This window comes from Acidobacteriota bacterium (assembly GCA_020845575.1).
In the GTDB taxonomy this organism is placed as follows: Bacteria; Acidobacteriota; Vicinamibacteria; order Vicinamibacterales; family Vicinamibacteraceae; genus Luteitalea.
The window spans coordinates 13,002-36,177 of sequence record JADLFL010000046.1 but is presented as its reverse complement, the minus strand read 5'-3'; the positions used below and the strand labels follow the sequence as shown (position 1 = coordinate 36,177).

Genomic DNA, 23,176 nt, shown 5'->3' with positions numbered 1-23,176 from the left:
GAAAACGACGGTCTGGTCTGGTGTGCGACGTGTCACGCGCCGCGAGTTCGTGGGGCGCGCGGTGGCGGCCGGCACGGTACTGGCGCACGCGCCGGAGCTGTTGCGCGGGCAGAACCTGAACGGCAAGCTCGACATCGCCGTCATCGGTGCGGGCGGGCGTGGCGGCGCGAGCCTCAACGAATTGACGATCAACCCGGAAGCGCCGCCCAAGCGCACGGACGGCAGCGGGCCGCTCGACAGGCATCCCGACGAGAACATCGTCGCGCTCTGCGACATCAACCAGGAGTCGCTCGATTCGGCTGGCGTGCGGTATCCGAAGGCCGCGAAGTTCACGGACCTGCGCAAGGTCTTCGAGAACCCGAAGGCATTCGACGCGGTCGTCGTGGCCACGGCGGAGCACACGCACGTGTTCGCCACGTACCTCGCGCTCACGCACGGCAAGCACGTCTACTGCGAGAAGCCGCTCGCCTACAACATCTGGGAGACGCGGCTCGTCCGCGAGACGGCGCGCAAGTATCCGCACCTGTCGACGCAGATGGGCAACCAGGGACACGCGTCACCGCAACGTCGTCGCATCAAGGAGATTCTCGACACCGGCGCGATCGGCAAGGTGCGCGAAGTGCATGTGTGGGCGAGCCGCGCATGGGGGCTGCAGGACGCGGCGTCTGCCGAGAAGTTCGACAAGCCGCACGGCTTCTACAACGGCATCCAGATCGTCGATCGCTTCACGGAGACGATGCCGGTACCGGCGCACCTGCACTACGACCTGTGGCTCGGACCCGCGCCGGAGCGCCCGTATCACGCCACGTATTTCCCGGGCCCGCGCTGGTATCGCTGGTGGGACGTCGGCAACGGCACGATGAGCGATCTCGGATCGCACGACAACGACGTGCCGTACACGGTGCTCGATTTGTGGCGACAGGATGGGCAGGCAGGGCGGTATCTCGCGCCCGTGTCGGTCCACGCCGAGTCGCCGAACGTTCCCGTGCCGCACAAGGAACTCGCACCGGCGACGCTGAAGGCCACGTACGAGTACGCCGCCGTCGGCGATCAGCCCGCGCTCACGCTGGTATGGCACCAGGGCGACAGCAAGCCGCCCGGCTGGGTGGAGGCGTGGGGCGCGCGCTCCTGCGTGTTCATCGGCGAGAAGGGCATGCTCCTCGGCAACGGGACGCTCCTGCCCGAAGACCGTTTCGCGAGCGTCACGCCACCGCCGGAGACGCTGCCGCGCTCACCGGGGCACTGGGTGGAGTGGGTCGACCACGCCAAGGGCAAGGGACCGGTGCCCGGCTCCAACTTCCAGTACGCCGCGTGGACCACGGAAGCCAATCACCTCGGCAACGTCGCGTATCGAACGGGCAGGAAGATTGAATGGGACTGGCGCACCATGCGCGCCACCAACGCCCCCGAAGCCGCCCCCTTCATCCGCCGCCCGCGCTTCCGCGCCGGGTGGGAGGGAATTCTGCCGAGGGAGATCTAGACCGGCAACCGGCAACGGGCAACCGGACGGCTACGACGTGGAACCCCCTGCCCGCTGCCAGATACCGCGGTGCCGTAGCTATCCTGTTGCCGGTTGCCCGTTGCCGGTTGCCGGAGCATTCCGTATCGCCCTGTCGAGCAACACCATCGTGTGCATGACGGGGATCGGGGTGCCTGCGGCATTCAGATGGCGCGCGATCTGGACGAGGCAGCCGATGTTGCCGGCTGTCAGGACGTCGGCGCCGGTGGTGGCCACGGCGCGGGCCTTGCGCGCGCCGAGGGTGTCCGCGATGTCCGGGTGTTCGACGTTGTAGAGGCCTGCCGATCCGCAGCAGATGTCGCCATCCGGGATGTCGACGATCCGTACGTTCGGGATCGACGCGAGCAGCGCGCGCGGCGCGCGGCGGATGCCCTGTGCGTGCGAGAGGTGGCAGGCGTCGTGATAGGCCACGACCAGCGGTTCGTCGAGCGGCGGCATCGGCACCTGGCCCAATGCGTGAAGAAACTCCGACACGTCACGCACGCGTGACGAGAACGCCGCCAGCGCGTCCTCCTGCGCGCGCCCCGCGAAGGCGTGTCCGTATTCTTTCATCGCCGACCCACAGCCGGCGGCGTTGGTGACGACCGCGTCGAGATCGGGCGGGAACGCCCTGATGAGCGCCGTGGCCCTGTCGTATGCGCGGTCGGCTTCGCCCGTGTGCAGCGCCAGCGCACCGCAGCAGCCCTGCTGCGGCGGCGTCACCACCTCGACGCCATTGGCGGCGAGCACGCGTACCGTGGTGAGGGCGATCTCCGGACCGAGCGCCTGTTGCACGCATCCCGCAAGCAGGCCAACCCGGGCGCGTCGAGGGCCGATCGGCTTGACGAGCGGCGGGATGGCCACCGGTTCGGGCAGTCGCGTCGGCAGCAGATCGAGCATCGGCCTGACGCGTGCCGGCAGTACGCGCGCGGCGCGCTTCGCGATCGCGCCCAGGCGGGCCGACACCCTGAACAGTGCCGGCGATTCCAGCGTGTCGAGCAGGAGTTGTCGCTGCAGGCGATCGAGAGTCGATGTGCCTCGGGTTACCGGCGACGACCGGAACGGCACGAGCAGATCGCCATACGCCACACGTGATGGGCACGCCGTGACGCAGCCGAGACAGCCGAGGCAGCGGTCCACGTGCGGCTGTGCGTCATCGGCAGACAGCGTGCCTTCGAGCACCTGCTTCATCAGCACGATCCGCCCGCGCGGCGAGTCCATCTCCTCGCCGAGCACCTGATAGGTGGGACAGGCCGTGAGGCAGAAGCCGCAGTGCACGCACGTTTCCACGGCGCGTGCCATGGCGTTGCGCTGCGGGTTCGACGGATCCGGCGGGATGTGATGCTGCACTGCCTGTCACCCTGCGAATCGGCGATGCGGATCGAGCACCGTCCGCACGCGCTCGTCGAACACGCCTGCCGTGACGATGCCGAGGAACGGCGAGTGGAGAGGTGTCGGAGCGATCAACACCTGACCGCCGAGTCCGAGACCGCGCAAGAGCGTGTCGAGCGTGTCGAGCGGCGGTGTCCACGCGATCCACGCAAGGTTGCCAGCGACGCTGTATCGCCGGCGTACGCCATGGGCGTCGAGACTCACGTCGAGTCGCGCGACCTGCGAACTCGTGAGCGGGACACGTACCAGCGACGCGCCGTCCTCGCTCCACTCGCATTCACGCGCCTCTCGCCACACGGACGCCTCGTCCGAACCTGTAAGGACATGCGCACTGATGCCGGCAACACGTTGCAGGCGCTCGAGACGCGCGGGAAGCGCCTCGGCGAATCCCGAGAGCCGCACGAAAAGCGTGCCCGGCGGCGCGATGTCCATCGCGTCGACGTCGAAGCGCTCACGCTGCACCATCAGCATCAGTGCGACGGCGTCGGTAACGCTGCCCGTCGCGATCGCGACAGTGGCGGAGGCTTCCGGTGCCGGGAAGACCTTGAACGTGAGCTCGGCCAGCACGGCGAATCGTCCCGCGCTGCCGACGAGCGCCTGATGGAGGAGGAACCCAGCGGCGTTCTTCACCACCTTGCCGCCGCTCTGACGGACATGCCCGTCGCCGTCGACCAGGCGGACGCCGATGAGGAAGTCGCGGACGCCGCCGAACCGCAGACGGCCCGGCCCGCTGACACCGGCGGCCACCGTTCCACCCAGCGTCGCGCCCGCCGGTGCGAACGGCGGATCGAACGGGAGGTACTGTCGGTGCGGGGCCAGTGCGTGCTGCACGTCTGAGAGACGCGTCCCGGCGAGCGCGGTGAACGTACACTCCTCCGGCGAATACTCGGTGATGCCGGTGAGGCCGGCGAGGTTCAACTGGTCGACGTCCGGCGGTGGCGTCGAGAGTGCCGGTTTGGTGCCGCCAGCACGCACGTGCCAGCGAGTCCGACTCGGCACGAGCGCCGCGAGATCGTCGATGGTCGTGGGGCGTGCCGTGGTCATACGCGCGAGATCACGCCCGCGCGCTCGAGCGGGTGGAGGCCGTGCGAGGCAGGGATGTCGAAGGCCGGATCGAGCTTCTTGCCAGGATTGGCCACGGCGTGCGGGTCCATCGCGGCGCGGAGTCGTCGCATCCAGTCGATATCGGGCTCTCCGTACATCTCGCGGAGGAACGCGCGCTTCTCCAGGCCTACGCCGTGCTCGCCGGTGATCGATCCACCGAGGCTGATGCACAACCGCAGGATGTCGGCCGCCAGCGCCTCGGCGCGATCGTGTGCGCCACTCACACGGCCGTCGTAGAGGATCAACGGGTGCAGGTTGCCATCGCCGGCGTGGAAGACGTTGGCTACGCGAACGCCGTGCGTCCGGGACAAGGCCTCGATCGCGGCCAGTGCCTCGCCGAGCCGCGCGCGCGGTACCACGCCGTCCTGCACGATGAAGTCGGGACTGAGGCGCCCCACGGCCGAGAACGCGCACTTGCGGCCCTTCCAGATCAGCGCCCGTTCGTCATCGTCGGCGGCCACGTGCGTGTGCGCGGCGCCAGACGCCTCGATGATCTGCATCAGGCGCGTGAACTCGGCCTCGACCTGCGGCGATTCACCTTCGCACTCCACGATGAGGACGGCCGCGGCGTCGCGAGGGTAGCCAGCCTGGACGGCGGCCTCGGCGGCGTCCATCGCGAGCCGATCCATGATCTCCATCGCGCCCGGCAGCAGACCCGACTCGATCACGCGCGAGACGGCATCGCCTGCCGCCTGCAGGCTGTCGTACGCGGCAAGCATCGTGCGGTAGAGCGCTGGCCGCGTCACGAGACGCAGCGTGATCTCCAGCGCCACGCCGAACAGGCCTTCCGAGCCGATGAAGAGCCCCGTCATGTCCGGCCCGACCTGTTCGAGGCTCTCGCCGCCAAGCGTCACCACGGTGCCGTCGCCGAGCACCACGCGCAGCCCCAGCACGTGGTTGGCCGTCATGCCATGACGGAAGCAGTGCGCGCCACCGGAGTTGAAGGCCACGTTGCCGCCGATGGTGCACACCGACTGGCTCGAGGGATCGGGAGCGTAGTAGAGACCGTGCGGAGCGGCAAGTGCCGTGACGGCGAGGTTGACGACCCCGGGTTCCACGACGGCGATGCGGGCATCGGGATCGAGCCGGAGCACGCGGTTCAGGCGATTGAGCGCGATGACCACGCCGTCTTCGATGGGCACCGCGCCGCCAGACAGGCTGGTCCCGCTTCCGCGCGCCATGAACGGCACGCGCGCCGCGTGGCACAGCCGCACGGTTTCGATCACCTCGTCCGCCGATTCGGCCAGGATCACCGCGCAGGGGCGTGCGCGATACGCGGTGAGGCCGTCGAACTCGTATGGTGCGAGCGCGCCAGGCCGCGTCAGCAGGCGATCGGCAGGCACCACGCGCCCGAGCGCTGGCAGGAGATCTTCGCGCGCCACAGGTGGCAGTCTATACTCCGGCAACCGGCAACCGGCAACCGGCAACCGGCAACCCGGCAATCGGCCTGCCTTCGCGCCGCGCGCTGCGGTGGACAAGCCGGCAACTGACCAACGAGTGCTGTTCCGCAAGCCATGAGCCGTGAGCCGTGAGCCGTGAGTGAACAGAAGAGGAGCCTTCGTCCATGTGGCAGCAGGTGTACGACCCCTTCGGGCAGGCCTGGCTGTCCACCATCTTCGCGGCGTTGCCCATCGTGGCGTTGCTCGGATCGCTGGCGTTCCTGAAGCTGCACGCGCACAAGGCGGCGCTCGTCGGCCTCGTGACGTCGCTCGTCGTGGCCATCGGGCTGTTCGGCATGCCGGCCTCGATGGCATTCGCGAGCGCTGGGTACGGTGCCGCTTACGGGTTGCTGCCCATCGGCTGGATCGTCATCAACGTCATCTTCCTCTACCAGCTCACCGAACAGCGCGGCTTGTTCGCCACGCTGCGGCAGAGCATCACGCACGTCACGCGCGACGCGCGGCTGCAACTCCTGCTCGTGGCGTTCGCCTTCGGCGCGTTCTTCGAGGGGGCCGCTGGCTTCGGGACGCCCGTCGCCGTCACCGGCGCGCTCCTGATCGGGCTTGGCTTCGCGCCACTCGCCGCATCGGGACTCTCGCTCATCGCCAACACGGCGCCCGTGGCGTTCGGTGCCCTCGGCACGCCCATCATCGCGTTGAGCGCCGTGAGCGGACTCGACCTGCTCGCGTTGAGCGGCATGGTCGGTCGCCAGTTGCCGCTGTTCTCCGTGATCGTCCCGTTCTGGCTCATCGCGGCGTTCGCGGGCTGGCGCGGCATGATCGGCGTCTGGCCGGCAATCCTCGCCGCCGGCGTGCCGTTCGCGGTGCTCCAGGGGCTCGTCTCCAACCTGCATGGTCCCTGGCTCGTCGACGTGGCGGCGGCCATCGCGTCGATGCTGTCGCTGGTGCTGTTCCTAAGGGTGTGGCAACCGTCAGACGGCTGGACGCCGGGCGACCGCCTCGGCGCGCGTCAGGACGATGGTGCGGCGGAGCCGACGCGTGCCGATGTCATCCGGGCATGGGTGCCGTGGGCGATTCTCAGCGCGCTCGTGTTCGTGTGGGGACTCCCGCCCGTGAAGGCCGCGCTCGACGACTGGACCACCGTGCGCCTCGCGGTGCCGGGTCTGCACGACCTCATCCAGCGTGTGCCGCCGGTGGTGGCCGAGGCCGCGCGCGAGCCGGCGTTGTTCGCCGTGTCGTGGCTGTCGGCCACGGGCACGAGCATCTTCATCGCCGCGATCGTTGCCGGACTCGTGATGGGCTGCTCCATCGCGGAACTCGTCAGGACGTACGTCAGGACGCTCGTGCTCGTGCGCACGTCGCTCGTCACGATTGCCGTGATGATGGCGATCGGGTTCACCACGCGCTACTCGGGGCTCGATGCCACGCTCGGTCTCGCCTTCGCGGGGACTGGTGTCCTGTACCCGTTCTTCGGCACCATGCTCGGGTGGCTCGGCGTCGCACTCACGGGATCGGACACCTCGTCGAACGTGCTCTTCGGAAGCCTGCAGCGGATCACGGCGGAACAGCTCGGACTCAATCCCGTGCTGATGGCGGCCTCCAACAGCTCGGGCGGCGTCATGGGCAAGATGATCGACGCCCAGAGCATCGTGGTCGCCAGCACGGCGACGCGGTGGTACGGGCACGAGGGCGACATCCTGCGGTACGTGTTCTGGCACAGTCTCGTCCTCGCGGCGATGGTCGGCGGCCTGGTCCTGTTGCAGGCCTACGTCCCGCCGTTCACGCACCTGGTGTGGTGAGGGGCGCGCCATGACGCGGCTGGCGGGCGCCGCGCGGGCCGCCATCCTGGTGCTGGCGTGCGTCGTGTCGTACGCGCACACCGCGGCGAGTACCCGATCGATGACGTTGCGATCCGTCGGCGCCGGTATCTATGAAGTGGTCGTCGGGATGAGCACCGACGCGGTGTACGTCGCGTCGACGGAACCATCGGCGCGACGCATCTTCGTGCTCGATCCGAAGACCCTGCGCGAGCGGACGTCATTGGACACCGACGGCAGGCCCGTATTCGGGCTGGCGTTCAACGACCGCACGCGCGTGCTGTATGGCACGAGCACCACGACGGGCACCGTCGTGGCGATCGACGCCGTCTCGGGCCGCACGATCGCCACGATCGGCAAGGCCGGCGATCCTGGCGCGCACGTGTTCCGCGCACTCGTCGACCCCGTGGCCAATCGCGTGTACGTCTCGATTCCGGAGCCCGCGAGCCGCATCTGGGTGATCGACGGGGCAACGCACACGATCGCGCACGAAATCACCAACGTCGGCGGACGTTCGACAGGCCTCGCGCTCGACACCAGGCGCAACCGGTTGTTCACGTGCAGCATCGCCAGCAGCGAGATCATCGAGATCGATCTCGCCACGCGGCAGGTCGTGCGCCGCTTCGCGTCCGGTGGCGCAGGGACGACGCACCTGGAGTACGACGGTGCGGCGGACCGTCTCTACGCGAGCCATCAGCGGTCGGGCACCGTGACGGCGCTCGACGTGGCGAGCGGGAAGGTCGTGGAGACAATCGCGACAGGTGATGGCGCGCTGGGACTGGCGCTCGACACTGCGCGGCAGCGTCTCTACGTGACCAACAGGGGCGCCGAGACGGTGTCGGTGATCGACACGCGCACGCTGACGGTCATCGAGACGCGCACGGGAGGCACGCGGCCCAACACGGTGGCTGTCGATCCGCGCACGGGCGTCGCCTACGTGACGTTCAAGTCGCGCGAGGGATCGCCGGATCGCGTAGGACGCATCGCCCCGGACTGAGTGTTCGCGCTCGCGATCGGCACGTCGATCATGAACGTGCTGCCTTCGCCGGGCGTGCTCTCGACGGTGACCTGCCCGCCGTGCGCCGTCGCCGCCCACGCCGCGATCGACAGCCCGAGCCCCGTGCCGCCCGCCTCGCGCGATCGCCCGCGATCCACGCGATAGAAGCGCTCGAACACCAGCGCCTGGTGCTCGGGTGCGATCCCCGGTCCCGAATCCTGCACGGACACGCGCGCCATCGGGAATGCCGAATGCCGCGATGCCGCGATGTCGGTGCTCGGTTGCCGTGCGGTTCCGGTGCCCGGTGCCCGCTGCCCGGTGCCCGCCTGAACCGACCGGTTGCCCGTTGCCGGTTGCCCGTTGCCGGAGGTGTACACCTTCACCTGAATCCGTCCGCCCGGCGGCGTGTAGCGGATCGCGTTGCCGAGGATGTTGCCGATGGCGAGGCGTAGCAGGCTCGCATCGCCGTCGATCGTGAGCGTGGGCGCGTCGACGAGGAGCGTGTGCTGTCTGTCCTCCGACACGACCGCCCATTCGTCGGCGATGTCGCGCGTCAACGCGCCGAGGTCGACAGGGGCGAGTGTGATGGGGGCCTGCTGTGCGTCGGCGCGGGCGAGCAGGAGCAGGGCGTCGAGCAGGCGCGTCAGATGCTCCGTCTCTTCGACCATGCTGGCGATGGCCTCGCGTTGGCCGGACACCGCTGTGGCATCCTGCAGCGCGACCTGGCCGATCGTCCTGATCGACGTGATGGGCGTGCGCAGTTCGTGCGACGCGTCGGCGCTGAACCGCTTCGCCTGTTCGAACGACACGTCGAGTCGTCGCAGCGTACGCGTGAACGCCTCGGCCACCGCGAAGACTTCCCGGTCCGCGCCCTCGATGCGCACGCCGTTGTGCAGGCGATCGGCCGTGATGTCAGCCGTCTGCGCCACGAGATCGCCCAGCGGGCGCAAGGCGTAGCGCGTCAGGCCATAGGACCCGAGTACGGCTACGAGCAGGCACGTGAGCAGGCCGGCGACGATGAGCACGCGGATCGATCGCAACTGCGCGCGGAGCGACGACTCGGACTCCACCACACGCATGATCACGGGCATGCCGATGATCCCGGTGGGCACGTCGAGCACGCGGATCGGATCGCCCGACGCGTCGTGCGTTGACACGGCGCGCGCGGCAGTGGCAGGACCGACGCCGTCGATCGGCCGCGCAACGGCCTGCGGCGACTGGAAGAGGCGCGCCCCGGTCAGCGACCACACCTCGACCCACCGGCGGTCGTGCGCGGGAATCGGGTTGATGTAGGCCGGCTCGCTGATGCCGTCCTGCGTCCAGTACGGCGCGAGCACGCTGCGCGTGGAGTCCACTTCGTGTGCGAGCCGCGCCTCGAATTCCCGCCACAACCCGTGCGACACGGCGAGATAGAGCACCGCGGCGAACGCCGCGAGCGTGACGGCGAGCAGCAGCAGGAGCCACGCGGCGACGCGCGTGTGCAGCGACGGTCGCCGTGCGGCATCCTGCGTCTCCCGTCCCGGTGATGCTGCCGGATGTCCGGACAGGCCCTGTGTCATCTACGGCTGATTGTCGCGCAGGACAAAGCCCAGTCCGCGAATCGTGTGAATCAGCGCTGGTGCGAAGCCGTGATCCACCTTGCGGCGCAGGCGTACCACATGGACATCGATGACGTTGTCGATCGGCGTGCCGCGATGGTCCTGTCGCCAGACGTCGCGCGCGAGCATGTCGCGGGAGACGACCTGGCCGGCATGCTGCAGCAGATACGCCAGCAGGTCGAACTCGCGCGGCGTGAGCAGCAGGTCCCGACCGGCGCGCGTCGCGATCCGCTCCACGCGATCGACGAGGAGATCCGCGATGGAGAGACGCGTGTCGGGCCGTTGGCCGCGACGGGTGAGTGCCCGCAGTCGCGCGAGGAGTTCCGGCCACTCGAACGGCTTCACGAGGTAGTCGTCGGCACCGGCGTCGAGGCCGTCGACGCGATCGGCGACCGTGTCGCGCGCCGTCAGCATCAACACCGGCGTGGCGTCGCCGGCACGTCGCATCGCCGAGACCACGCCGAACCCGTCGAGGCCGGGCAGCATCACGTCGAGGAGCACGACGTCGAACGCGTCGCGTGTCAGCGCGTCGAGCGCGTCCTCGCCTGACGAGACTACGGTGACCGCGTAGCCGGTCTGGTAGAGCCCCTCGTCGAGAGCGCGCGCCAGCTTGCGTTCGTCCTCGACGACGAGCACGCGCTGGGAGGGACCGCTGGAAGAGAGGAGCGTCACGATTTCTGAACGATTCGTCAGTTGAGCGACCGATTCGGTCGGCATTATGGTATCAAACACATTGAGATTGGATCTCAATGTGGACGCTTTCGCGTCAAGGCCTGCTCCATGCCCGCTTCTTCGTCTCCTGCTTCCGTCCCCGTGCTCCACACCTCGGTGTCGCCCCTGTTCGTCCTGGCCAGCCCGACAGACACGATGACAGCCCCGGTGACCTCCGGCGCGATTCGCGACGCGGTCACCGACGTCGAGTCGACGGCGTGGCGCGCCGTGGCGGGGCGTCCTGACGCCGCCCTCGTCGGCGCGCTGCCCTTCGACAGGCACGCGCCCGCACACCTGTTCGCCGTCGACGACGTCCACCGTGAACCGACGTCGCGCGTGGCGCCCGGCTCGCGACAGTCCGTGACGCCGCACCAGTGGCGGATCGTCGAGCAGCCTTCGCGGGGCGCGTACGAGCGCGCGGTGCGCGAGGCACTCGACGCGATGGCAGCCGCTGGCGTGGACAAGGTCGTGCTCGGTCGCCTGCTCGCCCTGCACGGACCGGCGCCCATCGACGTCGCGCGTGTCTTCACGTCCCTGCGCTCCGATGCCGCCGCACACGCGTTCTGCGTGCCGCTGGCCGACGTCGCACCGGGAACGGCGCGCACGCTGGTCGGCGCGAGTCCGGAACTGCTCATCGAGCGTCGTGGCAGGGACGTGACGTCGTTGCCCATGGCCGGGTCCACGCCGCGTCGGGGAACGGTCGAAGCGGACCAGCGCGCCGCGCGCGCGCTCGCGGAGTCGGCCAAGGATCTGTACGAGCACCGCTTCGTTGTCGAGTTCGTGCTCGACACTCTGGCGCCGTACTGCGAGACGCTCACCGCACCGCCTGTACCGGAACTGGCAGCGACGCCGACGCTGTGGCACCTGGCGACGCCTGTCTCGGGCACGCTCAAGTGCGATGTCTCGTCGCTCGAACTCGCCGCGGCCCTGCACCCGACGCCTGCCGTGTGCGGGTCGCCGCGCCAGGAGGCGCAGTCGCTCATCGCGCGGCTCGAGCCCTTCGATCGCGAGTTCTTCGGGGGCTCCGTGGGCTGGTGTACCGGCGATGGCGACGGGCGCTGGGTGGTGGCGATTCGCTGCGCCGAGATCGCCGGCGCAGACGCCCGCCTCTTCGCCGGCGCCGGCATCGTCCCCGGCTCGGTGCCGAGTCTCGAAGCCGACGAAACCGGCGCGAAGTTCAGAACGCTGCTGCGCGCCCTCGGCGCCGAATGAACCACGCTCGAGAACTGGAGGCCAGGGGCTTCAGCCCCTGGCGCAGACGCATGGGCTGAAGGCCGTGCGCTCCTACCTGCCGAGGCTGATAGCAGCCTCGAGCGCGTTTGTCAGGCGTCCGACGTTCTCGCTCGTGGCGCCTGCGCCCATGAGGCCGATGCGCCACACCTTGCCGGCGAGCGGTCCCAGGCCGGCGCCGATCTCGATGCCGTGCTGATCGCGCAGGGCCACGCGTACCTTTGCCTCGTCGGTGACGCTCTCCGGGATGCGTACGGCGTTGAGCGTCCAGAGACGCTCGCCTTCCGGGGGCAGCAGCGAGAGACCGAGTTCCCCGAGAGCCGCAACGAACTCGCCGTGCACGCGCTCGTGCCGGGCCGCACGCGCCGGCATGGTCTCTTCGTCGATCACGCGCAGGGCTTCGTGGAGCGCATAGATCAGCGGTGTCGAGATGGTGTGGTGATAGCCGCGCTTGACCCAGTACCCCTCGAGCAGCGGCAGGTCCAGATAGAAGCTGCGGCTCGTGGCGCGCGTGCGCGCGGCGGCGTTGAACGCGATGGGCGCGAGACCCGAAGGCGCGCCGAGACCTTTCTGGCTGCAGCTGTAGACGACGTCGAGGCCCCAGCCGTCCACGTCGACGGGGTGCGCGCCGAGCGACGTCACGGCATCGACGACGACGAGGGCACCGTGCGCGCGCGCCAGGGCAGCCACGTCGCGCACCGGCTGCAGCACGCCCGTCGATGTCTCCGCGTGGACGACGGTGACCACCTGGCAGGACCCGTGTTCGAGCGCCGTGCGCACCTGTTCGGGATCGATGGCGCGACCCCACTCGCCGGTGAGACGCGTGACATCGGCCCCGTAGCGCTCGGCCACCTGCGCGAGTCGCTCGCCGAAATAACCGGTGACGATCGACAGCACGCGATCGCCGGGAGCCACGACGTTGGCGATGGCGGTTTCGAGGCCCGACGAGCCCGTACCCGAGACGGCGAGCGCGATGCCCCCGTCGCCGACGTTGAACAGGCCGTGCAGACGCCGCCTGACGTCGTCGAGCAGCGCGACCATGTCGGGATCGAGATGACTGCGCTGCGGCGCAGTCATCGCTTCCAGCACGCGGGGGAGGACGGGGCTCGGTCCGGGACCGAGCAGGAGGCGCGGGGTCGTAGGCAGCGTACTCACGCGCCGGATTCTACCCCGTGCGGCGCGGGGCTACCTGACGACGAGGCCCCATGGACTGCCGCCCGTGGCAATCTTGGTGACCGCGCCGCTGGCGATGTCGATGGCCGACACGTCGGCTCCGGGGCCGTTGGCGGTGAAGAGCGTGGTGCCATCGGGGGAGAGGCCGATGCCCCACGGACGGTCGCCGACATTGGCGTACGTGCGCGCGACCGTGCGCGTGGCCACGTCGATGGCCGACACTGATCGTCCGCGTCCGTTGGAGACGTACAGCGTGCGCGCGTCGGCCGACAGCACGGCACTCATCGGGCGAGCCGGCAGCGTGCCGTCATCGCCGGCGGGCAGGTCGATCGTGGCCACCACCGATCGCGATGCCACGTCCACCACGGAGATGGCGAACCCGAACTCGCCCGTCACGAACATCGTGGCGCCGTCCGGCGTGAACACGATCGTGCGCGGCCGCCTGGCCGTCGTCACGCGACCGACGACGGCGTGCGACGTGGTGTCGACGGCCACGATCTCGTCGTCTTCCTCGCACGTGATCCAGACCGTGCGGCCGTCGGGACTCGTCGTCACGCCCTCCGGTTCCTCGCCCACCGCCACGCGCGCCGTGATGGTGCCCGACTCGAGGTCGAGCACGGACATCTCCGCGGTCTCCTCGTTCGAGACGTACAGGAGCCGTCCGTCGGTCGAGAGATCGAAACTCTCGGGATCCTGTCCGCTCGGAAACGTTCGTACGAGCTTACGCGATGCGACGTCCACGACGCCGATGCCGTCGGCGGTGCGATCGGCGGGCGGGAGCGTGGACTCGTCGATGCCCGGCGGCGCGATGGGGGAGCCCGACAGTGCGACGTAGAGACGCGTGCCGTCGGACGACAGCTTCAGGCCGCGCGGCCGCTTGCCGACGCCGATCCGCGACACGATCTCGCGCGTTGTCGCATCGATGAGCACCACCTGGCCTTCCGTCTCGTTGGACACGTACAGGAGCGGCGCGGCCGGCGCCGGCGTGCTCGCCTGCGCCTGCCCTGCGGGAGTGGGCTGCGATCCACCGCAGGCCGCCGCTGTCACGAGCAGGGCGACGATCCCGGCGGTCTTCCACTGACGTACGGCGAACATGCGTCTCTCTCCCATGGTTGATACAGACGGGTATCGGTCAGCGGGCACCGGGCAGCGGGCAGCGGATCGCCGGTCGTGTCATTCGTACAGCGCGAAGGCGTACAGCGTGTCGCCGGCGGCCACGAGGATGTGCTGGCGGCCGTCGAGCATGTACGAGATGGCGGCGTTGCTCACGTTGCCGATGCGCGAGTGCCACAGCGGCGCGCCCGTTTCCGCGTCGTAGGCCACGAAATTGCCTCCGGCGTCACCGGCGAACACGAGGTTGCCGGCTGTCGTGAGCAGACCGCCACCCCCGCCGCCGGAACCGAACCCGCTGGCACTCGGATACGGCCGCCGCCACTTGATCGAGCCCGTCGTGGGATCGATGGCCGTGAGGAAGTTGCCCGTCGATCCGACCGAGACTTCTTCCTTGCCGCCGAGTCCCATCGATCCGCGCGGATCCGGATCGGTGAGGTAGTAGATCGAGAAGCCGTTGCGCTCGGTGACGTAGAACAGCCCCGTCTGCGGGTTGTACGCGGGCGGTTCCCAGTTGATGGTGCCGCCGGACGTCGGGTTGGTGATCGCACCCGGGACCGTCGGGTCCTTGTCGGGGTTGCGGCGCACCGACCCGTCCTTGGCCACCTCACGGGCCCAGTTCGCGTCGCCCCCGAACTTCGACGTGACGAGGTGCTCGCCCGTCACGCGATCGAGCGTGAAGAAGTAGCCGTTGCGTGCGGCCGTCGACACGAGCTTGCGCATCTTCCCCTTGACCATGCCTTCAAAGAGGATCGGCGTCTGCGCGGAATCCCAGTCGTGCATGTCGTGGGGCGACGTCTGGAACGCCCACGCCATCTTGCCCGTGTCGACGTGCACGGCCACGAGCGAGCATGTGTACAGGTTGTCGCCCTCGCCACGGCCGGCCGTGTACGCGGGGATCGGATTGCCCGTTCCGAAGATGTAGAGGCGCGTCTCCGGGTCGTAGACGCCTGGCAGCCAGGGATGGCCGCCACCGTACTTGGCCGACTGAAGGCTCGGCCACGTGTCGAGACCCGGATCGCCTTCCTTCATCGGCACCGTGTAGAAGCGCCACTTCACGTCGCCGGTCAGCGGATCGAACGACTGGATGTAGCCCGGTGAGTCGATGTCGTTGCCTGTCCCGAGCAACAGGTGGTCGTCCACCACGATGGGCGCCATCGTCGAGAAGTACTGCTGCGTGAAGTCGGCGTGGACCTTGTTCCAGCGCTCCTTGCCCGTCTTCGCGTCGAGCGACACGAAGAAGTTGTCGGGCGTCACGAAGTACAGGTAGTCCTTCCAGATGCCAACGCCGCGGTTGGCGATCGGCGTGCTGCCCTGCGTGCGCCAGAAGTAGTGCCAGAACTCGCGGCCGTCGCGTGCGTCGAGCGCCCACGCGTTGTCGGGCGTGGTCACGTAGAGCGTACCGTTGACCATCAACGGCGTGCCCTTGACGTTGGCCGGGACGGCAGGCAGACCTTCGGGACCCGTACCGCCCACGATGACGGGTGAGCCGCCGCCGAAGCGCGCGCGGCCCGCTGCGCCGGCCCCGGCCGTGAGACGCGCGGTCCACGCAAGTGTGAGGTGCTTGACCGACGCGCGATCGACCTGCGTCAGCGGGCTGAAGCGCTTGCCGGTGTAGTCGCCGGAATAGGTCGGCCAGTCGTCGCCCAGCGGCTGGACGAGGCGCCGGGGTTCGAGCGACGGTGCCGGTGCCGACGCCGGGGCCGATGCCGGAGCAGCGGGCCCCTGCGCGGCAGCCGCAACGGGCAGCGCGACGAACGCGAGCGTGAGAGCGAGTGGACGCGGGCTCATTTCAGGGTCACCAGGTAGGCCGTGACGTTGTGCATGTCGGCGTCTGTCAGCACGGTGAGCAGGGCGCGATGCCCCGTGAGCGGATCGGTGACGTCCACCTTCGGCGTGTCGCCGGCGCGGCGGAAGGTGCGCTGCGATCCATCCGGCAACGCGATGGTGACGAGGAAGTCGTCGAGCCGCAGCAGCGTGCCCGTCGCGGTCTGACCGGACGGCAACGTGACGGTTGCCGTCGTCACGGCGCGTGGCGCGCCGGTCTGGCGCGCGCCGCCGCCGCGGGCCACCGTGCGTCCACCCGACACCCAGAGGTTCTGCAGCGCCTTCGGTTCGGGCACGCGCGTGGCCAGGCCCGCGAGGTCACCCGTGGCCGAGTGGCACGACGCGCACCGCGCGGCGAAGTATCCGGCGCCCGCCTTCGCGTTGCCCACGAGGATGTTCAGTTCCACTTCCTCGCCGGGCGGCGGATTGCCCTGTCCGCCGATCTTGCTCTGCAGGTCGTGGACGAACGCGATCACGGCGTTGATGTCGGCATCGGGCAGCGGGCTTGGCGGCATGGTCGTGCCGGGCCTGCCGTTCTTGATGACGGGGAAGAGCGCTTCACCGGCCTTGTCGCTGAGGGCGAGCTGCGACCGCAGCAGGTTCGGCCCACCGAGCTGTCCGCCGCGCGCGTCGGCGCCGGGGCACGGTCCGCACGCGCCGGCGAAGATGCCGCGCCCGCGCTGGATGACGTCGGGGTCGCCCTTTGGACGCTGCTGTGCGGGGAATCGACCCTGTGCCTGTCCCTGGCCGGGACGGGGTGCCGGCGTCGCCGTCTGCGTGCCGGGGGCGGGCGGGCCGCCGTGTCCTTCGATGACCGGCGGTTGCGCCGCTGGCTGCTGCGGGGCGTCGCCCGCGCGCAGCGTGACCGACAGGGCCACCCCGAACGTGGCTGCTGCCACCCATCGTGCTGCTGTCATGCGTGTGGTTCTCCGCAACGACCCCGGCCGCGTGCCGTGTTCGGTCCTGACCGTCGTTCGTGCAGGACTCCGTGCCCCGGCGTGTTGCCTGCGCGATCTTACGATCGTGCGTGCGCGACCGGTACAATCATCGGATGCGCCGATTGGCCCTGACCCTGTTTCTCTGGTGGCCAAGCGTGATTGCGGCACAGCCGAACGCTCAACCTCCGGATGCGTCAACGCCTCCGGCAGCCACGCAGCCGACGGCCGTCACGGCTGAGGATCGCGTCGACGTCGTGGCGGTCACGCCGCTCCATGGGTCTGGCCTGCCGCGCCTGTTCATCCCGGCCAACGTGCAGGTCATCACCCTGCCTCAGGGTGGGGGTGCGTTCACGGACCTGGCCGCGGTGCTCACGCGCGGGCTGGCCACGCCCGTTGCCAGCGAGGTGCAGGGTGGCACGTTCCAGCCCGACGTCATCTTCCGCGGCTTCGGCGGGTCGCCGCTGCTCGGCGCGTCGGAAGGCCTGGCCGTGTACGTCGACGGCATGCGCGCCAACGAGCCCTTCGGCGATGTCGTCAACTGGGACGGTCTGCCGACGGGCGCGATCGACAGCATCAACGTGATGGCGGGGTCGAATCCGCTGTTCGGGTTGAACGCGCTGGGCGGTGCCGTATCGGTACGGACACGCAACGGCTTCGACGCACGCGGCTCGCGCGTGAGCGTGGCTGCCGGTTCATGGGATCGCCTGCGTGCCGACGGTGAGACAGGCGTCAGGCGTGGCCGGACGGCCGGTTTTGTTGCGGGTTCGTGGCTCGAAGAGAACGGGTGGCGCGACTTCTCGCCATCCACGCTGCGGCGTGCGTTCGGCAAGGGCAGTTGGCGCGGCGACACGTCGGCCGTCGACGCGGCCGTCACAGTGGCGAGCAACGACCTCCTCGGCAACGGCACCGCGCCGGAACAGTTGCTGGCCGAACGGCGCAGCGCGGTGTTCACGCATCCGGACAGGACCGACAACGATCTCGCATCGTTCACGCTGCGCGCGGATCGGTTCGCCACGTCCACGCTGCGCGTCGAGACGATGGCGTACGTGCGCCGGGCGCGCATCGGCACGCTCAACGGCGACGCCGGCGAAGACGACGATCACGATGATGATGATGATGACGACCACGCGATCCATGCGGACCACGACGATGACGATGATGACGAGGTGGAACTGGACGGCGCGCTGAATCGCAGCCGCACGAGGAACGTGTCCGGCGGCGCCGCGGCGCAGGTGGTGTGGACGCAGCCGTGGCAGGGACGGGCCAATCAGTTGATCGCCGGCGTGACGTTCGATGCCGCGTCGAGCACGTTCGGGTTCTCCAGCGAGTTCGGCTACCTGTCGTCGACGCGCGAGGCCATCGGCGCCGGCCTGATGGACGATGATGCGGCGGTCGATCTGAAGGCTACGACGCGCACGGCGTCAATCCTCCTCACCGACACGCTCGACGTCACGCCCCGCCTGCACGTCACGGCGTCGGCGCGCGCGAACTGGACCACGGTTCGTCTGCGCGATCGGATTGGCGTGGCGCTCAATGGCGATCACCGTTTCGCGCGACTCACTCCGTCGGTGGGCGTGACGTTCGACGCATCGCCTTCGCTCAATCTGTATGCGTCGTGGGCGCAGTCGTCGCGCGTGCCGACACCCGTCGAGCTGACGTGTGCCGATCCCGAGGATCCGTGCCGCCTGCCGAACGCGTTCGTCTCGGATCCACCGCTCGATCAGCCGGTGGCGGGGACGTGGGAGGCGGGTGCGCGCGGGTCGGTGCGACGTGCGAGCTGGAACCTGTCCATCTTCGACAGCCGCGTCACCAACGACCTGATCTTCGTGAGCAGCGGGCGCGTGCGCGGCTCGGGGCACTTCGAGAACGTGGAGCGTACGCGGCGCCGCGGTGTCGAGGCGACAGGCGAGTGGCGCGTGCGCGACGTCACGGTGTCTGGCAGCTACACGCTCCAGCGCGCGACGTATGGTGCCGATCTCACGGTGCTCAGTCCCGTTCACCCCGACGCCGACGATGGACAACTCGACGTCGAGAGCGGCGCCCGACTGCCGGGCGTGCCGGCGCATGTGGGCCGCGTCGGTGTGTCGGCGCGCCTCGCGTCCGCGCTCGACGTGGCGGCCACGTGGCGCGTCCAATCGTCGCAGTTCCTGCGCGGCGACGAGGCCAACCTGCTCGCGCCGGTGTCGGGCTTCTCGGCGGTCGACGCGCAGGCGCGCTGGAAGCTCGGCGCGCGCGTGACGCTCGTCGGGCAGGTGATCAACATGTTCGATACCGATTACGCGACGTTCGGCATGCTCGGCGAGGCAGACGTCCTCGAAGATGCCTACGAGGGCCGGCCGCGGTTTCTCAGCCCTGGCGCGCCGCGCGCGGCGTGGTTCGGCGTCGAAGTCGGGTTCTGAGGCACGATGATGACGATGAAGCCCCTCCTGACCATCGCGGATCTCGACGCGGCGCTCGATGCTGCGGGTGATGCGCCGATTCTGTTGTTCAAGCACAGCGAGACGTGCGGGCTGAGCCTGCAGGCCCATGAGGAAGTGCAGGCGCTGCTGGCCGATCCGGCCTGGGACGTGCCCGTGTACCTGATCTCCGTGCAGGCGGCGCGACCCGTGTCCAACGAGATCGCGGAACGCCTGGGCGTGCGGCACAAGTCGCCGCAGGCGCTGCTCGTCATGGGTGGGACCGTGCGCTGGCACACGTCGCACCTGGCGATCACGGTGCCGGCGGTGCACGCCGCCGTGGCGGCCGAGCGCGCCGCGGTACGGTAGTCCCATACACGAGGAGGCGGCGCATGTCGAAGCCGATGTCGGTGTGGCTGGTGGGGGTGGTGGCGGGTGCATGCGTGCTCGCCGGCGGCGTAGTGTCGGGACAGGAGGCGGCGGGGCGCACGGGCGATCTGCCGCCCATCGCGTCGTATGTGGCGCAGGGGACGGTCGACACGATCCGCATCGACGGCGTGCTCGACGAGGTGTCGTGGGCGCTTGCACCGCGCGTCGGGCCGTTTCGGCTGATTCGTGGACCGCAGCGCCCGCCGGCTTTTCCCACCGAGGCGGCGGTGACGTGGGACGCCACGAACCTGTACGTCGCGTTCGCGTGTACTGACGCCGAACCCTGGGCGCGGCACACGGCGCGTGACGAGCGGCTCTGGCAGGAGGAGGTCGTCGAGATCTTCCTCGACCCCGATGGCGACGGACGGCAGTACGCCGAGATCGAAGTCAGTCCCACCAACGTCGTCGTGGACCTGATGATTCCCGCGCCGCGGACGGGCGGCGGCGACACGCGTCGCTGGAACGCGGCGGGTATGCAGACCGCCGTGACGCGTCACGCGGCTGGCTGGATCGCGGAAGTGGCGATCCCGTGGGCGTCGCTGGCCGAGTCGGGCGTGACGTCGGCCCCGAAACCTGGCGACCAGTGGCGCGTGGGGCTGTACCGCATCAAGCGTCCCGGGGGCGTCGCCAAGGCCGCTCGCATCGACGCGCTGGTGCAGGAGCGCGGCGCGGCGGCAGCCGGGCGAAAGGCCGAGATCGACGCGGAACTGGAGGCCCTGCGCGCCGACGATGAATACGCCGCGTGGTCGGTGACGCATGGCGCGCTGGGCTTCCACGATCCCGAGCGTTTCGGCGTGGTGACCTTCGTGGCCGCCCCCCGACATTGACCCCCAGGGGCCGGGCTCGGAGAGCCCGGCCCGCGGCGGGTAGAATGCCCCCTCGATGATCGCGCAGACGTCCGCTGCATCCAGCCACGGCGGGAGCCTGCTCCGCAGCCTCTACGTCCAGGTCCTCATCGGCATCACGATCGGCGTCCTGCTCGGAACGTTCATGCCGGACGCGGGCGTGGCGATGAAGCCGCTGGGCGACGGCTTCATCAAGCTCGTGAAGATGCTGATCACGCCGATCGTGTTCACCACCGTCGTCGTCGGCATCGGACAGATGGGCGCGATGAAGGACGTGGGACGCGTCGGCCTCCGCGCGCTGATCTATTTCGAGGTGGTGTCCACCGTGGCCCTCGTGGTGGGCCTCATCGTCGTCATGGTGGTGCAGCCTGGCGCCGGCATGCACGTCGATCCGGCGACGCTGAACGCGTCTGGCGTCAGCGCCTACACGTCGGCCGCGGGACATGCGAGTGCGACGGATTTCCTGCTCGGCGTGATTCCCGACAGCGTCATCGGCGCGTTCGCCAAGGGCGACATCCTCCAGGTGTTGCTGTTCTCCGTACTGTTCGGCCTGGCCATGCTGCACCTGCAGCCGGGGAGCGGCCCGCTCGTGGCGTTGCTCGAAGCGTGCGCGCACGGGCTCTTCGCCGTCGTCGCGCTCGTGATGCGCCTGGCGCCCGTCGGGGCGTTCGGCGCGATGGCCTTCACGATCGGCACGTACGGTCTCGGCACGCTGCTGTCGCTCGGCAAGCTGATGGCGGCCGTCTACATCACCTGCCTGCTCTTTGTCGTCATCGTGCTCGGCGCCATCGTGAGGTTCTGCGGTTTCAGCATCTTCAAGCTGATCCGGTACATCCGCGAGGAGTTGCTCATCGTGCTCGGCACGTCCTCGTCCGAGTCGGTGCTGCCGCGCATCATGGCGAAGATGGAGCGGCTCGGGTGCGCGAAGCCCGTGGTCGGACTCGTCGTGCCGACGGGGTACTCGTTCAACCTCGATGGGACGGCCATCTACATGACGATGGCCGCGGTGTTCATCGCGCAGGCGACCGACGTCCATCTGTCGATCCGTGACACGCTGTCGATCCTCGGATTGCTGCTCGTCACGTCGAAGGGGGCGGCAGGGGTGACGGGCAGCGGATTCATCACCCTGGCCGCGACGCTTGCCGCCGTTCCGAGCATCCCCGTTGCCGGCCTCACGCTGCTGCTGGGCGTCGATCGCTTCATGTCCGAAGCCCGCGCGCTCACCAACCTCGTGGGCAACGTCGTCGCCACGCTCGTCGTCGCCAGGTGGGACAACGCCCTCGACGAACCGCGCGCCCACGCCCTCCTCAACGGCACCGCGGTGATCGACGAAGAGAGCTGAGCCCTATCCTCTGTCGATGAATGCCATCGCCGACGGGCTGCCGACGGGCGTGTACTGGCCCGTGAACGTGAGGCGGCCTGTCTTCTTGTCGACGCGGAAGGTCGTGACGTTGTCGGCGCGCTGGTTGCACGAATACAGAAACCGGCCCGATGGATCGAGACTCATGCTGCGCGGGTAGCTGCCGCGCGTCTGCTCGGCGTCGACGAACGTCAGCGTGCCGTCGCGTCCGATCGCGAAAATGCCGATGCTGTCGTGCAGGCGATTGCCGGCGTAGACGAAGCGGCCGTCGCTCGAGACGCAGATGCCCGAACAGAAATTGCTGCCGGCGTATCCCGGCGGCAGACTCGAGATCGTCTGCCGTGGCGTGAGACGGCCGTGAGCCGCGTCGTAGTCCAGCAGCACCAGCGTCGATCCCTCCTCCTGAATCGAGTACAGCCACGTTCCGTTCGGGTGGAAGGCGAAGTGGCGCGGCCCGTCACCCGGAGGAAACGCGACAGACGGTGGGTCGGCTGGCGTGAGTCGTCCCGTCGTCGCGTCGAACGACCAGACGAAGATGCGATCGAGTCCGAGGTCGGGCGCCAGCACGAACCTGCCGGCCGGATCGGTCTCGATCATGTGCGCATGCGGCTTGTCGTGACCGCTGAACGCGAAGCTTCCCGGGGGCGCACTCGCCGCGCGCGTGGGCCCGACGATGCCGGCGGTCTTGTGGACGTCGCTGGCGGGGCCGAGTCGGCCGTCGGGCAGGATGGGCAGCGCGGCAACAGACCCGCCGCCGTAGTTGGCCACGAACAGGTGCGAGCCAGACGGATGGATGTGCGCGTACGTCGGCCCCATGCCGCCGGAGGGCACGGTGTTGAGCAGCGACAGCATGCCCGTCGTGCGATCCACGGCGAACGCAGACACGGAACCCGACGTCCTGTTGTCGACGAGGTCCGAAGCATCGGTCGAGTACATGTGCGTCGCGTTGGCATTGACGACGAGTGCGCTCGGACTCGTGTAGTGCTCCACGATGCCCGCCGGCGTGAGCGCGCCTGTCTCGCGATTCACCGAGAAGATGTGGATGCCGCGCCCGTTGCGATCGGCGACGCCCGTCGTGTTCGGCGCGGCGCTGTACGTGCCGACGTACGCACACAGGGGCCCACGCGCGGCCGCCTGACCGGACGCCCTCGCGAGTGCCGGCGCACTCGCCGTGAGCGCGGTGGCGGTCTTGACGAACGCACGCCGCGTGAGCGTGCGCGTGGTCAGCGTCCGATCGGGAGTCGACGACATGATGGCGCCCATCATCCAGCCGCCGCGAGCGCCGGTCAATGCCGGGGGATACCGGCAACCGGCAACCGGCAACGGGCAACGGGCAACCGGCAACCGGAAG

At 69.2% G+C, this 23,176-nt stretch carries 18 protein-coding genes; 8 read left to right on the top strand and 10 right to left on the bottom strand.

The window, feature by feature from the left end:
- The first annotated feature begins 22 nt into the window (after positions 1–22).
- Entirely contained in the window at positions 23–1,480 is a 1,458-nt protein-coding gene (locus IT182_13785) for a Gfo/Idh/MocA family oxidoreductase (protein ID MCC6164416.1), read from the top strand.
- 78 nt (positions 1,481–1,558) lie between these two features.
- On the opposite strand, the gene IT182_13780 is transcribed toward IT182_13785, so the two are convergent.
- The 3 genes from IT182_13780 to IT182_13770 are packed head-to-tail and all read right to left on the bottom strand — an operon-like array spanning position 1,559 to position 5,376.
- A complete protein-coding gene (locus IT182_13780) occupies positions 1,559–2,800 on the bottom strand; it encodes a (Fe-S)-binding protein (protein MCC6164415.1) in 1,242 nt (413 codons plus the stop codon).
- Between the two features lie 54 nt (positions 2,801–2,854).
- Complete coding sequence (locus tag IT182_13775; protein ID MCC6164414.1) at positions 2,855–3,934, bottom strand: FAD-binding protein; 1,080 nt, start codon at positions 3,932–3,934, stop codon at positions 2,855–2,857.
- Positions 3,931–5,376: an FAD-binding protein gene (locus tag IT182_13770; protein ID MCC6164413.1), complete on the bottom strand. Its 1,446-nt coding sequence runs from the start codon at positions 5,374–5,376 to the stop codon at positions 3,931–3,933. The genes IT182_13775 and IT182_13770 overlap by 4 nt, the downstream gene beginning before the upstream one ends.
- A gap of 182 nt (positions 5,377–5,558) precedes the next feature.
- On the opposite strand from IT182_13770, the gene IT182_13765 reads away from it, so the two are divergent.
- Complete coding sequence (locus IT182_13765) at positions 5,559–7,193, top strand: L-lactate permease (protein MCC6164412.1); 1,635 nt, start codon at positions 5,559–5,561, stop codon at positions 7,191–7,193.
- Between the two features lie 10 nt (positions 7,194–7,203).
- Positions 7,204–8,208, top strand: coding sequence for a YncE family protein (locus IT182_13760; GenBank protein MCC6164411.1), 1,005 nt, complete (start codon positions 7,204–7,206; stop codon positions 8,206–8,208).
- On the opposite strand, the gene IT182_13755 is transcribed toward IT182_13760, so the two are convergent.
- Complete coding sequence (locus tag IT182_13755; GenBank protein ID MCC6164410.1) at positions 8,145–9,767, bottom strand: hypothetical protein; 1,623 nt, start codon at positions 9,765–9,767, stop codon at positions 8,145–8,147. The two genes, IT182_13760 and IT182_13755, sit on opposite strands and share 64 nt — an antisense overlap.
- Positions 9,768–10,523, bottom strand: a complete 756-nt coding sequence (locus IT182_13750) for a response regulator transcription factor (GenBank protein MCC6164409.1) — start codon at positions 10,521–10,523, stop codon at positions 9,768–9,770.
- A 96-nt stretch (positions 10,524–10,619) separates the two neighbouring features.
- Here IT182_13750 and IT182_13745 point away from each other — a divergent pair, with 96 nt between their 5' ends.
- A complete protein-coding gene (locus IT182_13745) occupies positions 10,620–11,729 on the top strand; it encodes an isochorismate synthase (GenBank protein MCC6164408.1) in 1,110 nt (369 codons plus the stop codon).
- A gap of 72 nt (positions 11,730–11,801) precedes the next feature.
- Here IT182_13745 and IT182_13740 read toward each other — a convergent pair whose 3' ends face one another.
- The 4 genes from IT182_13740 to IT182_13725 all read right to left on the bottom strand — a co-directional run bounded on the left by IT182_13740 (position 11,802) and on the right by IT182_13725 (position 16,774).
- The gene (locus IT182_13740) at positions 11,802–12,902 is read right to left on the bottom strand and encodes an alanine--glyoxylate aminotransferase family protein (GenBank protein ID MCC6164407.1); all 1,101 of its coding nucleotides are present in this window, start codon (positions 12,900–12,902) and stop codon (positions 11,802–11,804) included.
- Between the two features lie 30 nt (positions 12,903–12,932).
- Complete coding sequence (locus tag IT182_13735) at positions 12,933–14,015, bottom strand: beta-propeller fold lactonase family protein (GenBank protein MCC6164406.1); 1,083 nt, start codon at positions 14,013–14,015, stop codon at positions 12,933–12,935.
- Positions 14,016–14,093: 78 nt separating this feature from the next.
- Positions 14,094–15,821 carry an acido-empty-quinoprotein group A gene (locus IT182_13730; protein MCC6164405.1) on the bottom strand — a complete coding sequence of 576 codons (1,728 nt, stop codon included), beginning with the start codon at positions 15,819–15,821 and terminating at the stop codon, positions 14,094–14,096.
- On the bottom strand, positions 15,818–16,774 hold the full coding sequence (locus tag IT182_13725) for a c-type cytochrome (GenBank protein ID MCC6164404.1): 957 nt from the start codon (positions 16,772–16,774) through the stop codon (positions 15,818–15,820). Before IT182_13725 ends, IT182_13730 begins: the two co-directional genes overlap by 4 nt.
- Before the next feature lie 134 nt (positions 16,775–16,908).
- Here IT182_13725 and IT182_13720 point away from each other — a divergent pair, with 134 nt between their 5' ends.
- From IT182_13720 to IT182_13705, 4 genes are read left to right on the top strand one after another with little or no spacing between them, the layout of a single operon-like run.
- Positions 16,909–19,194, top strand: a complete 2,286-nt coding sequence (locus IT182_13720) for a TonB-dependent receptor (protein MCC6164403.1) — start codon at positions 16,909–16,911, stop codon at positions 19,192–19,194.
- Between the two features lie 6 nt (positions 19,195–19,200).
- Entirely contained in the window at positions 19,201–19,560 is a 360-nt protein-coding gene (gene ytxJ, locus IT182_13715; GenBank protein MCC6164402.1) for a bacillithiol system redox-active protein YtxJ, read from the top strand.
- 23 nt (positions 19,561–19,583) lie between these two features.
- The gene (locus tag IT182_13710; protein MCC6164401.1) at positions 19,584–20,447 is read left to right on the top strand and encodes a carbohydrate-binding family 9-like protein; all 864 of its coding nucleotides are present in this window, start codon (positions 19,584–19,586) and stop codon (positions 20,445–20,447) included.
- 55 nt (positions 20,448–20,502) lie between these two features.
- The gene (locus IT182_13705; protein ID MCC6164400.1) at positions 20,503–21,807 is read left to right on the top strand and encodes a dicarboxylate/amino acid:cation symporter; all 1,305 of its coding nucleotides are present in this window, start codon (positions 20,503–20,505) and stop codon (positions 21,805–21,807) included.
- Between the two features lie 3 nt (positions 21,808–21,810).
- On the opposite strand, the gene IT182_13700 is transcribed toward IT182_13705, so the two are convergent.
- On the bottom strand, positions 21,811–23,076 hold the full coding sequence (locus tag IT182_13700) for a lactonase family protein (GenBank protein MCC6164399.1): 1,266 nt from the start codon (positions 23,074–23,076) through the stop codon (positions 21,811–21,813).
- Positions 23,077–23,176 lie beyond the last annotated feature (100 nt).